Here is a 14677-nt window from a genome sequence, read left to right as displayed (position 1 = left end):
TTTCAACCTATCGATTCAGCACTGGAGCAGGCATGGAACCGATCAGCTACACCATCTACATCACCGCACCGCAGCAGCGGGTGTGGGACGCCTTCATCGACGACGAGGATGTCCGGGCCGTCTGGTGGAGTTGCGTTCTGGAGGGCACGCCGACGGCCGGCAGCGACTATGCCTACGTGGGCCCGGGCCAGGACGGAGAAAGAACCGTGCATGTCACCGGTGAATTCATTGAAGTCAACGAACCGCAGAAGCTGTCGATGACCGAGCGACCGGGCCCGAGTTACAACACGGAGGGCGAGGAGCGCAGCAGCCGGATGAACTTCAGCTTTGAGCAGGTTTCCGACCAACTGACCAGGCTCACAGTCGTCAATGACAACTGGAGTGATGGCCATCCAGGCTATGAGGAGACCAAAGGCACCTGGCCGCTATTGTTCTCCAGCCTGAAGTCCTATCTCGAAACCGGCAAGCCGCTGCCGATGGGGTAAGGAACCGAGCCGGTCCTCCCGTTCGGGAGGACCGGCTCGGCGCGGGTTGGGGCTCAGGCCGAACGGCTACCGGATGCCGAGTTTTGCCGTGCAAGCCGGCCAGGCACCCCAGCCCTGTGCTTTCTGGACCTTCTTGGCGATGGCGATCTGCTGCTCGCGCGAGTTCTCATGCGGCATTCCCTTGCCGCCGTAGGCCTTCCAGGTGCCAGCATTGAACTGCAGGCCGCCGTAGTAGCCGTTGCCGGTGTTGATGTGCCAGTCACCGCCGGACTCGCACTTGGCCAACCGGTCCCAGACACTGCCCGAGGGTTCGCTCGACTTCGGGGTATCCGGGCTGCTATCGCTTCCGCCGTCGTCGCTCTTGCTCTTCTTGCTGTCGCTTTCGGGGCTGTCGCTTTCGGTGCTTCGCTTCTTGGTACCGACCGTGACTACTTCCTTCACGGGCTTCTTGGTGACCTTTTCCTCGACCTTGGACTTGGCGACCTCTTCGCCGTCTACTTCGCGCTTCTTGTAGACGATCTCCTTGGTGCCGTCTTCGCCTTTCCGAGTGACCTTCTTGTAGTCCTCGTACTCGGAGCTGTCCTTCTTGGTCTCGGTTTCGTGTGCGACCTTTTTGGTCTCCTTGACCTCGCCGTTCTTCACCCGCAGCACCTTGATCGGCGCGCCGGCAACAATCGGAGAGACGGCAGGCAGCGACACGATGTCGTCCTTGCCCACCTTTATGCCCGCGTCATTGAGAGCGTCGCCGACGGTGGCCGACGTTGACTTGACCGGGACGGCCTTGCCGTCGACCAGAATCTGCACCTGCTTCTCGGTGTTCACGGAGAGGTCGATGCCATCGCGGCCGATCGCCTTGGAACGCGAAGCGGAGAGCTCTGCGTTCTCGGCGCGGACGCCGGCGTCATCCAGCGCCTCGTCCACGGTTCGGGCGGTGGTCCAGACCTTGCTTTCCCGGCCATCCACGTTGAGGGTGATCTGCCGGGAGTGGTTCACGACGATATCGGTGTCGTTGGAAATCTTGCTGTCCGGCGCCGGCGCAACCTCGTCGCGCGAGCCGACCTTGACGTTCTGCGCCGCGAGCACGTCCGAGACGGTCCGGCCAAAGGTGCGAACATCCTCGGTTTTGCCGTCGATCGATACGGATACCGACTTGTTGAAAGTGACGAAAGCAGCGGTACCGGCTACCAGGGTGCCGATCACGATGGCTTGCGCGCCAATCATAAATTTACGGTTGGAGAAAAACTTCACAGTTGGGTTTCCCGATCATCGACGTTGAGGGAGTTACTCAGCGGACAACCAATCGTAACCGGTTCGTGATCTTTTAGGCAATCCCGTTAGGTGAACAGGTAATGCCCGCAGCTCCACTGTCCGGCACCGGCTTTGTCGTACAGCAGCTTTGCGCGGTACGTCTGTTCGGCTTCACTGGCATCGATCGGGTTACCGGAGCCGCCGACCTTCTGCCAGGTGGACAGCGAGAACTGATACAGGCCGTAGTGACCGTTGGAGTTGACCGCCTTCGGGTTGTTGGTGGACTCGCACTTGGCCAGCGCCTTCCAGTTCAGCGAGTCAGCCTTGGTGCCGGTTTTGGACGGGAACTCTTCCTTCTTGGTACCGACGGTCACGATCTCTTTCTGCGGCTTCGTGGTGACCTCTTCGCCGACCTTCGTCTTTTCAACCGTTTCACCGTCGACGGATCGGGTCTTGTAGGTCACCGTCTTCTCGCCGTCCTTACCCTTCTGGGTCACGGCCTTTTCGCCTTCGTCTTTTTCCTTGTCCTTCTTGGTCTCTGTCTCGTGCTTGACTGTCTCCTTCTCGGTGACCTCCTCCGTTGTCACCCGGAGCACCGAAACAGTGAGACCCGGTACCACCGGGGCCGACGCCGGAACGGACGTCACGTCATCGTCGTCGAGCTTCACCTTGGCGTCGTCCAGGGCCTCGCCGACGGTGGCGGCGGTGGTGCTGACCGGGACTGACTTGCCGTCAACGAGAACCCGGGCTTCCTTGGCGGTGGTGACCTGCACCGACGTGCCCTGCCGGCCGATGGCTGAGGATCGCGACGCGGACAGCTCCGCTCCCTCGGCATCGATGCCGGCATCCGCAAGCGCCTCGTCCACCGTCAGCGCGGTGGTCCAGATCTTCTGCTGTCTGCCGTCGACGGCCAGGGAAACCTGGCGGCCGTGCCGGACCACGATCTCGCTGTTCCGGTCGATCTTCGTCTGCAGGGACGGTGAGACCGAGTCGTGCGCGCCGACGGCCACACCCTCTGCCTCGAGCACATCCGAGACGGACCGGCCGAATGTGCGCACCTGCTCGGATGAGCCATCGACCGACACCGATACAGGCTTGTTGAACACGATGAAGGCAAGCGAACCGGCGACGAGGGCGCCAATCACCAGGGTCTGGGCGCCGATCATGAACTTACGGCTGGACAAGAAATTCACGTAACAGACTTCCCGATCGGTACGAACCCGAACGAGCCGGGTATTCGACGGATGGTGCAAAGCGGTTCAGGCAGCGGCCGCCCGGGTTTCGCCGGAGGGCCGCAAATCCACTTGATCGTAACCGGTTTGTGACATTTATGTCCAAGCTGGCCGGCAAGGAATCCTGGCGCTACTCCCAGCTGCCGTAGACCCGTTCGCTGTTGTTCCAGACCGCCTGGCAGAATTCCTCCAGTGGTTCACCCCGTACCTCGGCCAGGATCCGCGCGGTGATGCCGGTGAGGTATGAGCCGCCGGGCATGCCCCGGTGCGGGTGCGGGGTCAGGAACGGCGCGTCGGTCTCGGTGAGGATCTGTGCCAGCGGGACGACCGCCGCCGCGGCGCGCAGATCATGGGCGTTCCTGAACGTGGAATTTCCGGCGAACGACAGGTACCACCCCTTGGCGGCGCAGAATTCAGCCATTTCGAGATCACCGGAGAAACAGTGGAACACTGTGATGTCCGGTGCCCCCTCCTCATCGAGGACCCGGAGAACGTCGTCGTGCGCTTCCCGATCGTGGATCTGCAGTGCTAATCCGAGGCGTTTGGCGATTCCGATGTGTTCCCGGAATGAATATTCCTGCGCCTTGAGCCCTTCCTCGCCCGTGCGGAAGTAGTCGAGACCCGTCTCGCCGACGACCCGCATCCGCGGTCCGGAACTCAAGTGCTCTATTTCGGCCAGCGCGTCGTCAAGGGTGCCAAGCGCAGCGAGCCTTGGTGCCTCATTCGGATGGAGCGCGGCGCCGCCAAGTAGCTGGGGCGTCGAGCTGACCAGTTCGGCTGTCCAACGCGCGGCCGGCAACTCGCAACCGATCTGCACCGCGCGAGGAACTCCGGCCGCCTCGGCCTGAGTCAGGAACCAGTCGAGACCCGGGAATTCGCCCGAGTCCTCGGATTCCGGGCCACCGGCTTCCGCGTTCTCGGATTCCGGGCCGCCGACTTCCGGGCTGCTTGACTCCTCGCGCTCGGCTTCCAGCAGCCGCGCGCCTGTGCCGATGTCGAGGTGGGTGTGGTTGTCGACGATCGGATGCGGCAGCGGCTCGGGAACTGCCGGGTACTCCCCCGCAGCACGCGATGATGGTTTCGCCATACTCTGCTGGCTCAACTACTCGACTGGCTCAACGAATTTCGGGAACACCGGCACCGGCGTCGGTAGCGCGATCCCGGTGGCAATTCGATCCGCCAGGTGGGCGAAATCGCGCGCATCTTGCGCCTGGCTAAGCAGGTCGAGCAACTTACCGGCCGACGACGGCACCACAGGCTGCACCAGAATGGCGACGACCCGCACCACCTCGAGGGTCACGTAGAGCACCGTCGCCATCCGGGCGACGTCGGTCTTGCGCAGCACCCATGGCTCCTGGGCGGAGAAGTACCGGTTGCTCGCACCCAGCACGTTCCAGATCGCCTCGAGAGCCTGATGAATGTTCTGCTCATCGAACGCCTTGCGGCAGGTTGCCAGCAGCGCATCGGCCTGTGCCAGCAGCTCATTGTCCGCGTCGGTGAACTCGCCCGGTTCCGGAACCACTCCGGCACAGTTCTTCGCAACCATCGACAGGGACCGCTGGGCAAGATTGCCGAGCTCATTGGCGAGATCCGCGTTCATCCGCGAAACGATTGCGTCATGGCTATAGCTGCCATCCTGCCCGAACGGCACTTCGCGCAGCAGGAAGAAGCGGACAGTATCCAGTCCATATGTCTCAACCAGTTCGAATGGGTCGACGACATTGCCGAGCGATTTCGACATCTTCTCGCCCTTATGGAACAGGAAGCCGTGCACGTACACGCGTTTCGGCAACTCGAGCCCGGCCGACATCAGGAATGCCGGCCAATACACGGCATGGAACCGTGCGATGTCCTTGCCGATGATGTGCAGATCCGCGGGCCAGAGCTTCCTGAACGAGTCGCCGTCCACATCGGGATACCCGACGCCGGTGAGGTAATTCGTGAGCGCGTCGACCCACACGTACATCACATGCTCGGGCGCGTCCGGAACCGGGATTCCCCATTCGAACGTGGTGCGAGATATCGATAGGTCGCGCAGTCCGCCCTTGACGAAACTGACGACCTCGTTGCGACGGGTCGACGGCCCGATGAATTCAGGGCTGTTCTCATAGTGGGCGAGCAGGCGGTCCTGGTAGGCGGAGAGCCTGAAGAAGTAGGTTTCTTCCTCGGTCCACTCGACCTCGGTGCCACTTTCCTTCGAGCGGCGCACTCCGTCCTCGCCGATCTGGGTTTCACCATCGTTGTAGAACGCCTCGTCGCGAATCGAGTACCAGCCGGAATAGGTATCCGAATAGATATCGCCGTTGGCGACCATTCGCAGCCAGATGGCCTTGCTGGCTTCGTAGTGGTCGGCATCGGTGGTGCGGATGAACCTGTCATACGAGATGTCCAGCACCGCGTCGAGCTTCTTGAAGACCTCCGCATTGCGGTCGGCAAGCTCGCGGGCGGTGAGTCCGATCCTGGCCGCGGTTTGCTGCATCTTCTGGCCGTGTTCGTCGGTGCCGGTCAGGTAGAACACGTCGTAGTCGTCGAGCCGTTTGAACCGGGCCAGAGCGTCCGTCGCGATGTACTCGTAGGCATGCCCGATGTGGGGATCTCCATTGGGGTACGCGATTGCCGTGGTGATGTAATACGGGGTCTTCGTCATGATGCAACCACTCTATCGGGATTTGAACCTGCCACTATCAGGACCTGTCATCGCCCTTGCGGGCCAGCACTGCCTGGTAGAGCTCCCGGGTCTTCAGGCCCGCGGTCGCGGCAACCTGGGCCGCGGCATCCTTCAGCCGGACTCCCGAGGCCGCAACCGCCATCACCTCATCCACCAGGTCGTCGGCCCGCGCTGCTTCCTGCGGCTCGGCGCCGGCCACCACGATGCTGATCTCGCCCTTGACTCCGGCCTCCGCCCACTGGGCGAGTTCGGCAAGCGTGCCCCGCTTGGTTTCTTCATAGGTCTTGGTCAGCTCGCGGCACACCGCCGCGCGACGGTCGGCGCCGAAGGCGGTGGCCAGGTCTTCCAACGACGACGCCAACCGGTGCGGCGACTCGAAGAAGACCATGGTCCGGGGTTCGGTGGCGAGCGCGCCGAACTGGCGGCGCCGGTCGCCACCCTTACGCGGCAGGAAGCCCTCGAAGCAGAATCGGTCCGTCGGCAGCCCTGAAACTGCCAGCGCCGTCAGTACCGCCGATGGGCCCGGCACTGCGGTCACCGTCAGGTTCGCCTCGGCCGCGGCCTGCACGATCCGGAAGCCGGGATCGGAAACCGAGGGCATTCCGGCATCCGTCAGCACGACAACGGTTTGGCCCGCGGCGACTGCTTCCAACAGCTCGGGCAACCTGCTCGTCTCGTTGTGCTCGTAATAGCTCACCACGCGGGCAGTTACGGTGATATCGAGCGAGGCCGCAAGCTTGCGGAACCGTCTGGTGTCTTCGGCGGCGATGACGTCCGCCCCGGTCAGCAGGTTCACTAAACGGGGCGGTGCGTCGAGGATGTTGCCGATCGGTGTGCCAGCCAGAACGATTCTGCCTGTCTGAGGATCGGCCACGCCGACTCCTAGTACGACGACGGATCGTACGTGCTTGCTGCGCCTGCTGCACCCAGGATCAAGACCACGACAATTATGTAGAAGAGGATGGCAAGCACCGCGAGTCCGGTGAAGACGTAGGACAGAATCAGTCCGGCTTTGGCCAAGCCATTGCCTTGCTCGCCGGTCTGCGCGATCTGACGCATCGAGATGTGGCCGCAGATGATCCCGGCGATTGGCATCACAAAGGCGGCGATAATCGTAATAATGGCCAGCGTGTTGGTAGGCGCAGTGTTCTGGTAGCCATACCCGGGTGCCTGATAAGCGACCGGCTGGCCGTACTGCGGCTGCTCGCCATACGCAGGCTGCTGGCCATACTGTGGCTGCTCGCCGTATGCAGGCTGCTGGCCATACTGTGGCTGCTCGCCATACGCAGGCTGCTGGCCATACTGCGGCTGCTCGCCATACGCAGGCTGCTGTGGTGCGCCATAGGGATTGTTCGGGTCATTGCTGGACATGGCAATTCCTTCTGGATCGTTAAGGACGTGATCTAACCGTACTTGCTAGCCGGTGGAAGAAGCTAACGACTTCGATCGAGGCAAAACGAGAGGCGCCGCGGACAATTCCACGACGCCTCTCGTCAGCTGGCTTATCCGATCGAAAGGATCGTCAGCCGACGGTCTTAGTAAGTCGCCAGCTCGGGAGCGTTGGCGGCCATGACCCCGACGATGATCCAGGACACGATGGTGACCAGGGTCAGGATGATGCCGATAATCAGACCGGCCTTAGCCAGTCCGGCACCATTCTCGCCGGTCCGCTTGATCTGCTTCAGGGCGATTGGGCCACAGATGATTCCGCCGATCGGAACCACGATGCCGAGGATCAGGGCGATGATTGCCAGGACATTGGTCTTGGCTGGAGCCGGTGCTCCGTAGCCGCCGGCGTTGTAGGATGCGCCGTACTGTCCCTGGTTGGACTGCTGCGAATCGTTGTTCGGGGCTGAGGGATCGGTAGTCATTTAACTACGCTCCTAGGTATCGGGGGAATTTAGCTGGTACTCGGTCAATCGTACAGTGAGAGTAGAGCACTGCTAAGCACATCGGTAAATGTTCGTAAAAGGCACTATCTCGACGGTCAACATTACCCTAATGCAGTTTCGCCTAGACTAACGAGCGTGAATCTGCTGCCAAACGCCCCGCGAACGCCGGAGCGGGCGCAGGTACCACGGCGGTCACAATTGGCAGTCCGGTGGCCGACCGAAACAGAACTCAGGCTCACACTATTGGGCATCCGCGCTCAGAGCGCCCTGTGGGGGTGGCTGCTCCCGATCGCGATAGCTGTGATCGGAGGTGCGCTCAGGTTTTTCCGTCTTGGCGAGCCACACACCCTGATCTTCGATGAGACCTACTACGTCAAGGACGCCTACAGCTATCTTTTCGGCGGCTTCGAGCGCAATTGGCCGGATGAACCGAACGATAGTTTCGAAAACGGCGACCAGCACATATTTCTCGACGAACCGGAGTACGCCGTCCATCCGCCGGTCGGCAAATGGATGATCGCGGCGGGGCTGAAGATCTTCGGCACCGATTCCAGCTTTGGTTGGCGGTTCGCCGCGGCCGTCGTCGGCACGCTTTCCATTCTGATGATCGCGCGGATCGCGCGCCGGCTCTTCGGCTCAACGCTGCTCGGCGCGACCGCCGGCATCCTGCTGGCAGTCGACGGCGAACACTTCGTACATTCACGAACCTCACTGCTCGATGTGTTCCTGATGTTCTGGGTGCTTGCCGCGTTCGGGGCCCTGCTGATCGACCGCGATCAGTCACGTATCCGACTCAGCCGGCTCATGGCCGGCTGGTATCGCGCACACCCGTTCGGCCGCCGCGCGGACGACGGAACGCCCACCTGGACATTGGGCTGGTGGGGGCCCGGCCTCGGGCTCCGGCCGTGGCGGATCGTGGCCGGGCTGTGCCTCGGCCTGGCACTGGGCACGAAGTGGTCGGCACTGTACTTCATCGTGGCCTTCGGCCTGATGACAGTGCTCTGGGATGTCGGCGCGCGCCGGGCAGCCGGGGTGATCCCCTATCTGCGGGCGACCGCGATCAAGGACGGCATCCCGGCATTCATCTCCATCGTGCCGGTCGCGCTGCTCAGCTACCTCGCCAGCTGGACCGGGTGGATCAGGTCGAGCGGCGGTTACGACCGGCAGTGGGCGGCGGAGCATCCCGGTCATCCGGCCGACTGGCTGCCCGACTGGCTGGTGTCACTTGCGCATTACCATTTCACCACTTACGGCTTCCACGTCGGGCTCAGCTCGGACCACCCATACAAATCGAATCCGTGGGGTTGGCTGGTGCAGTGGCGGCCGACCTCGTTCTACTACGAGTCGTACGGCAGCGGCGACGCCGGATGCGAAGCTGAAAAGTGTTCGGCGGCAATCACCTCGCTCGGCAATCCGATGCTGTGGTGGCTTGGGGTCATCGCGCTGCTGGTCTGCATCGGAGCCTGGGCTTTGCGGCGCGACTGGCGCGCCGGGGCGATCTGCGCCGGGTTCGCCGCGGGCTATCTGCCCTGGTTCCAATACCAGGACCGCACGATCTACACCTTCTACACCATCGTGTTCACCCCGTTCGTGGTGCTCGCCGTCACCTATCTGCTCGGCCTGATCCTCGGACCGGAGCAACGCGCGAATGCCGTCGGGCCGGAGCTCCTGCGCCGCTTCACCGCACGTCCCGCACCGCCCGCGCGGCGACTGTGGGGAGCGCTTGCGGCCGGCCTGATCGTCGCCATCATCGTCATCACCTTCGCCTACTTCTATCCGATCTACTCCGCGCAGGTGATCCCATATCAGAGCTGGAACGAGCGAATGTGGCTCGTGACCTGGATCTAGCTCGGCTGAGAAGCACCAAACAATCGAAAGCGAGCCGATGAGCGAAAACGACATCGTCCTGCTACTCGTCGTGATCGGCGCAGTCGCGGTCACCGCCTACGCCCGGAAAGTGGGCTGGCAGGCGCCGCTACTGGTCGTCATCCTCGGCCTCGGCGTTTCGGCAATACCTGTTATCCCGAGGCTCGAGGTGAGCCCCGAGCTAATCCTGGGCATTGTCCTGCCGCCGCTGCTGTACAGCACCGCGCTGAACTTCTCGGTGCCGAACTTCAAGCGCAACCTGCGACCGATCCTCTCGCTTGGCGTCGTGCTGATCGCGGTCTCAACGATCGTTCTGGGTGTAGCCAGCTCGTACCTCGTACCTCAGCTGACGCTCGCCACCGGGCTCGTGCTCGCCGCCGTCGTCGCACCGCCGGACGCGGTGACCGCCGCGGCGATCGGACGCCGGCTCGGCCTGCCGAGGCGGCTGATGTCGATTCTGACCGGTGAAAGCCTGGTCAACGACGCCGCCGCGCTCACCCTCTTCACCGTGACGACGGCAGCCGTGGTCGGCGAACATCCGCTGATCGAGAATCCGGTGCTGTTCTTCGTCTACGGTGCGGTTGTCGGGCTGCTGGTCGGGCTGGTACTGGCCGGCCTGGTGACCTGGGTGCGTTCCCGGCTCGACGATCCAACCGTGGAAGCAGTGCTCGGGGCACTCGTGCCGTTCGCCGCGTATCTGAGCGCCGAGGAGCTGAATGGGTCTGGCGTGATCGCCGTGATTACCGCGGGGTTCGCGCTGGGACACAACGCCGCCCGTTCCGGGTTCGCCACCCGGCTGCAGGAGCGCTACATCTGGAACGCGGTGGATCTGGTGCTCGAGGCGTTCGTCTTTGCCTATATCGGGCTGCAGCTGCGCTTCGTGTTCGCCGATGTCGAAGCGGCAGGCGAACCGATCGGCAGCACGCTACTCGCAGCGGGTTTCGTGTTGATCGCCGTGCTGCTGATCCGCATCCTCTGGGTCGCCCAGATGGGGATCGTGTCGCGCGTCGTCCTGTACTGGTCGCGCCGGCAGGCCGCCAGATGGAAACCCGGCACCTGGTGGCACAACCTGGCACTGCGGGCCAGGCGGAACACGCGTGCCACCACACTTGGGTGGAAGGAGAACGTGGTGCTCTCCTGGACCGGGATGCGCGGCGTCGTCACCCTGGCGGCGGCAGCAGGTATTCCGGCTACCACCCTTGGCGGCGGGGACTTCCCCGGCCGCGCGGTGATCCAAATGGTGGCCTTCGTGGTCGCGGTTGGAACCCTGCTGATCCAGGGACTCACCCTGCCGTTCCTGATCAGGAAGCTTCGGCTGGACGACCCGGCCGAGGCAGAGCACGACCGCGCGCAGCGCAGGCATGCCGACGCGGTGAACGCCCGGGCGGCCCGGGAAACGCTGGACGCCATCCGCAAATCGCCGCCCCCTGGCGTCGAGCAGAAGGTGATCGACAAGATAGCCGAACGCCTGTCACAGAGCATCCATGTCCGTCAGGCGCTCGACCTGGACGAGATGAGCGCCGAGCGTACAAGCGAGCGGCTGCATGCCCTTCAGCTGATGCACAATCTGCGCCGCAGAACGGCGAAGGCCCAGCGGCAGGCGCTGATCGCCGAACGCGACGCCGGCCGCCTCGATGACGAGGCCATGCGAGCGGCACTTGAGCGGCTCGACGCCTCCGAGGCGGCCGCGTATACCCAGAGCATCGACCGGCTGTAGGAGGCCGGCTGGATCCATGGTTGCTGGTGTCCGGCTCGTGTGGGCAGGTTATCGGACCACTGTCTGCACCGCGAAACACTATCGGGGAGGACCGCATGCGCGGTCCTCCCCGATAGTTAGGTGCGAAGCGCTACGTGCCCCTCACAGCGACAGCGTGTCTTACTTCTCGTCGTAGCGGTCGCGACTGCCGGACTTGGCCAGGCCACGGGAGACCATATAGCCGATGGTGGCCCAGGTGATGTACATCATGGCGCGAGCGGAGTCGAAAACGTCGGCTCCTCCGTTGCCTTCCTCGTTGTTGCCGCCGGCCACTGCGGAAGTGATGATGATGGCAATGACCACGACGATATAGACGTAGAACTCGGTGGTCTTTGTCGAAGCCTTGGTCTCGGTGGTGAGCCGACGGGCTGGGCCAGAATTGATGTTGTGATCAGAAGTCGGGTTACTCATGTTCTTCTCCATACATAGACGTCGCTCGCAAGACGCCGTTGCTGGACGTCGCTTTCGCAACTCCTTTGCTTCTACCCATTGATTTCACTTGTAATCCACATTTCAGGTCACAGATCAAAAGAACGCTCCTGTTTCTGAGGGCGGTGAGGAACAGTCCGGGTGCTGATGACTGACACGATTTACGGCGTGCGCACTGGCAGTGATGGCGTCGAACACTAGCGCGACTATGTTTGCTCGCCGAGGTCTGGGGTACAGCCCCCATACCCGGTCTCGTGTACTCCGGGGCCGGACACCACTTGGGAGACTCAATGTTCACGCACAACAAGGCATTGCAATTTGAAACAAACCCCGCAGCACCCGATGCTGCTTTCGCTCGTCGCCTCCAGGAAGTACTTGGCGGAAAATGGGGGGAGATGACCGTGGCGATGCAGTACCTCTACCAGGGGTGGAACTGCCGCCTTCCCGGCAAGTACAAGGACATGCTGCTGGCCATCGGCACCGAAGAACTTTCCCACGTGGAGATCATCACGACGATGATCGGCAAACTCCTCGATAAGGCACCACTGTCGCCGGACGAGGCCGACGGCACAAATGAAAAGTCCGCCGCTTTCGGCGGATCCAACCCGCAGCACACCATTGTCAACGGCGGCGGCGCCTCCCCGCAAGACAGCAACGGTGTTCCATGGTCCGGTGCATTTGTCACCTCCAGCGGAAACCTGATGGCCGATTTCTATCTCAACGCAACCGCCGAGATGCAGGGCCGACTCCAGGTCTCGCGACTCTTCCACATGACCGACGACAAGGGTGTGAAGGACATGATCCGGATGCTCGTCACCCGTGATCACATGCATCAAATGCAGTGGCTCGCCGCGATCGAGGAACTCAAAGCCGATGGACTCGATGGGTTGCCCGTTCCCGAAGCCTTCCCTCTCGAAGAAGAATTCGACGAGTTCTCCCACACATTCATCCACGCCTCCGATGGGGCGAAAGCCGTCGATGGCCGCTGGGCCTCGGGCCCCGCACCCGACGGCCGCGGTGACTTCACCAGCGCCTTGATCCAGGCCCACGGGCAGGAGCCAGAACTCGCACCCGGTGACCCCAGGCTCTACGGGACTAGCGTGCTGGAAGAAACCGAAGGCTTAATTGCTAAAGCAAAAGACGCCCTGAAATAGCCGCAGACTTGCCGCGCACTTGATAGCGACCAAAAGCCACCCGCACCACCACTAAGGAGATTCAAATGATTGTCAAGAAGCTGCACGAGACCGGGATCAAAAGCGAATGGGCCTACGCTGCCGCGTTCGCCTCGATCGCCCTATCATTCACCTCGTGGGTGATCAGCAAGAAAGCCGAAAATGCCGGGACAGACCGCGCCGATCGTTGGGGGATCTTCGTCGGGCAGTGGGCGCCAACTTTCTTCGGCCTGGGATTAGCCTTGCGAGGCTACGAAAAGAACTAACCTTCCACAACGCAGGCGCTACGAAAGTTATCGGCGAGTGTGTCGCGACCGAGGCCTGGTGCTGTCCGAGAACTAACTGACTTTCAGTGACCGCGTACAGCACCAGGCGTGCGGCTATACCTGTCATATGAAGGTCGGGGATCGCATTGAGTCAAGCGCGTACGTACACGCATGAGACGGCCTCCTGCACAACACAGCGAGCACCGACAAGGGTCAGGATAATTACGAATACCGCCTAGCCGGCGGTCCCCCGGTTTTTCACCTTCGCATAGGCAGCGAGGGCGCGCTGCCGTGACTCGGCCAGGTCAACGATCGGCTCCGGATAGTCCGGAGCGCGCTTCGAGTCCGTCCACGGCCGGTGGATGGCAGCGTCATCCAAGCCCGTCAGTTCCGGGAGGAACCGCCGCAGATAGCGTCCCGCAGAGTCAAACTTAATACTCTGGGTGACTGGGTTGAAGATCCTGAAATAGGGTGCCGCGTCGGCGCCGGATCCGGCTACCCACTGCCAGTTGGCAGGATTGTTGGCGGCATCCGCGTCAACCAGGGTGTCCCAGAACCACTGTTCCCCGGCACGCCAATCGACCAGCAGGTTCTTGGTCAGAAATGACGCGGTAATCATTCTTACCCGGTTGTGCATCCAGCCGGTTTCCCAGAGCTGCCGCATTCCGGCATCCACCATTGGATAACCGGTGCGGCCCCGGCACCAGGCACGAACCTCCTCGGCCGTGTCGTGCTCCCAAGCGAATGCGTCGAACTCCCGCCGATAACTCTCCGTGGCCAGACGTGGGTTGTGGTAGAGCAGGTGCCAGCAGAATTCCCGCCAGCCGATCTCAGCACCAAAAGTCTGAATCTCATCGTCGATGCCGACAGTTCGGCTGGTTCTCGCGGCGTGCCAGATCTGGAAGGGGCTGACTTCGCCGAACCGCAGGTGGGGCGACAGCCTGCTTGTGCTTTCCTGACTTGGCCGCTCCCGGCCCTCGCTGTATCCAATCAGCCGCTCGTCGAAGAATTCAGTAAGCCGACGGTGCGCTCCCGGCTCGCCTGGTGTCCACTCGGACCGAAGACCACCGGCCCAATCTGGGGAGGTGGGCAGCAGTGCCCAGGTGTCCAGATGGTCGGACTTTTCGGTTCCGGCCATTTTCACCGCCTTCAACGATGACGGCGCTGGTACCGGCTCCCGTGGTTCCGGCTGCGCGAGGCAGGCGCGCCAGAAGGGGGTGAAGACCTTATAGTTTTCTCCCTGCCCGGTCTGCACCTGCCACGGCTCGAATAGCAGGTTCGCCTGGAAACTCTGCGCATCGATGCCGTTGTCCCGCGACCAATCTTTCAGGCCGGAGTCGGCATTACGTTCGTGCAGCCCATAGCGCCGGTTCCACAGCACTGCTTTCGCGCCGGTTTCGACGATCAGCTGCTTAACGACATCGACCGCAACACCACGACGAAGGATCAAGCGGCCGCCGATTTCGCGCAACTGCGCATCGAGGGACTGCAACGAATAGTGCATCCACCATCGAGCCGCCCCGCCAAGCGGACGGATGTCCGACGATTCATCGAACACGAACAGCACGGCAGTTTGCCCGCCGCGTCGAGCAGCCTCGTACAGTGCCGGATTGTCCGCCACCCTTAAATCGTCCCGCAGCCAGACGACTGTTGTCCCCATGGA

The 14677-nt window shown here is 62.4% G+C and carries 14 protein-coding genes; 5 read left to right on the top strand and 9 right to left on the bottom strand.

Going from position 1 to position 14677, the window contains the following annotated elements:
• Positions 1 to 32: 32 nt before the first annotated feature.
• Complete coding sequence (locus LWF01_RS03530; RefSeq protein ID WP_349639663.1) at positions 33 to 485, top strand: SRPBCC domain-containing protein; 453 nt, start codon at positions 33 to 35, stop codon at positions 483 to 485.
• 66 nt (positions 486 to 551) lie between these two features.
• On the opposite strand, the gene LWF01_RS03525 is transcribed toward LWF01_RS03530, so the two are convergent.
• From LWF01_RS03525 to LWF01_RS03495, 7 genes are all read right to left on the bottom strand, one after another.
• Positions 552 to 1706: a resuscitation-promoting factor gene (locus tag LWF01_RS03525; RefSeq protein WP_349639662.1), complete on the bottom strand. Its 1155-nt coding sequence runs from the start codon at positions 1704 to 1706 to the stop codon at positions 552 to 554.
• 113 nt (positions 1707 to 1819) lie between these two features.
• Positions 1820 to 2917, bottom strand: coding sequence for a resuscitation-promoting factor (locus tag LWF01_RS03520; RefSeq protein WP_349639661.1), 1098 nt, complete (start codon positions 2915 to 2917; stop codon positions 1820 to 1822).
• Positions 2918 to 3095: 178 nt separating this feature from the next.
• Positions 3096 to 4052: a TatD family hydrolase gene (locus tag LWF01_RS03515; protein WP_349639660.1), complete on the bottom strand. Its 957-nt coding sequence runs from the start codon at positions 4050 to 4052 to the stop codon at positions 3096 to 3098.
• A gap of 15 nt (positions 4053 to 4067) precedes the next feature.
• Positions 4068 to 5612: a methionine--tRNA ligase gene (metG, locus tag LWF01_RS03510; protein ID WP_349639659.1), complete on the bottom strand. Its 1545-nt coding sequence runs from the start codon at positions 5610 to 5612 to the stop codon at positions 4068 to 4070.
• A gap of 37 nt (positions 5613 to 5649) precedes the next feature.
• Positions 5650 to 6507 (bottom strand): 16S rRNA (cytidine(1402)-2'-O)-methyltransferase, encoded by an 858-nt coding sequence (gene rsmI / locus LWF01_RS03505; RefSeq protein WP_349639658.1) that lies wholly within the window; start codon positions 6505 to 6507, stop codon positions 5650 to 5652.
• 8 nt (positions 6508 to 6515) lie between these two features.
• On the bottom strand, positions 6516 to 7004 hold the full coding sequence (locus LWF01_RS03500; protein WP_349639657.1) for a DUF4190 domain-containing protein: 489 nt from the start codon (positions 7002 to 7004) through the stop codon (positions 6516 to 6518).
• Between the two features lie 164 nt (positions 7005 to 7168).
• Positions 7169 to 7504 carry a DUF4190 domain-containing protein gene (locus LWF01_RS03495; protein WP_349639656.1) on the bottom strand — a complete coding sequence of 112 codons (336 nt, stop codon included), beginning with the start codon at positions 7502 to 7504 and terminating at the stop codon, positions 7169 to 7171.
• A 156-nt stretch (positions 7505 to 7660) separates the two neighbouring features.
• Here LWF01_RS03495 and LWF01_RS03490 point away from each other — a divergent pair, with 156 nt between their 5' ends.
• Both LWF01_RS03490 and LWF01_RS03485 read left to right on the top strand, forming a co-directional pair.
• Positions 7661 to 9373 (top strand): dolichyl-phosphate-mannose--protein mannosyltransferase, encoded by a 1713-nt coding sequence (locus LWF01_RS03490; RefSeq protein ID WP_349639655.1) that lies wholly within the window; start codon positions 7661 to 7663, stop codon positions 9371 to 9373.
• A 37-nt stretch (positions 9374 to 9410) separates the two neighbouring features.
• Entirely contained in the window at positions 9411 to 11108 is a 1698-nt protein-coding gene (locus LWF01_RS03485; protein ID WP_349639654.1) for a cation:proton antiporter, read from the top strand.
• A 159-nt stretch (positions 11109 to 11267) separates the two neighbouring features.
• Here the strand turns inward: LWF01_RS03485 and LWF01_RS03480 are convergent, their stop codons facing one another.
• On the bottom strand, positions 11268 to 11558 hold the full coding sequence (locus LWF01_RS03480) for a hypothetical protein (protein ID WP_349639653.1): 291 nt from the start codon (positions 11556 to 11558) through the stop codon (positions 11268 to 11270).
• 308 nt (positions 11559 to 11866) lie between these two features.
• Between LWF01_RS03480 and LWF01_RS03475 the strand changes: the two genes are divergently transcribed.
• Complete coding sequence (locus tag LWF01_RS03475) at positions 11867 to 12730, top strand: manganese catalase (RefSeq protein WP_349639652.1); 864 nt, start codon at positions 11867 to 11869, stop codon at positions 12728 to 12730.
• Between the two features lie 65 nt (positions 12731 to 12795).
• Positions 12796 to 13014, top strand: coding sequence for a hypothetical protein (locus LWF01_RS03470; protein ID WP_349639651.1), 219 nt, complete (start codon positions 12796 to 12798; stop codon positions 13012 to 13014).
• A gap of 235 nt (positions 13015 to 13249) precedes the next feature.
• Here LWF01_RS03470 and LWF01_RS03465 read toward each other — a convergent pair whose 3' ends face one another.
• On the bottom strand, positions 13250 to 14674 hold the full coding sequence (locus LWF01_RS03465; protein ID WP_349639650.1) for a cryptochrome/photolyase family protein: 1425 nt from the start codon (positions 14672 to 14674) through the stop codon (positions 13250 to 13252).
• Positions 14675 to 14677: the final 3 nt, after the last annotated feature.

Source organism: Saxibacter everestensis (assembly GCF_025787225.1).
Classification (GTDB): domain Bacteria; phylum Actinomycetota; class Actinomycetes; order Actinomycetales; family Brevibacteriaceae; genus Saxibacter; species Saxibacter everestensis.
This window is presented reverse-complemented; position numbering and strand designations above follow the sequence as displayed.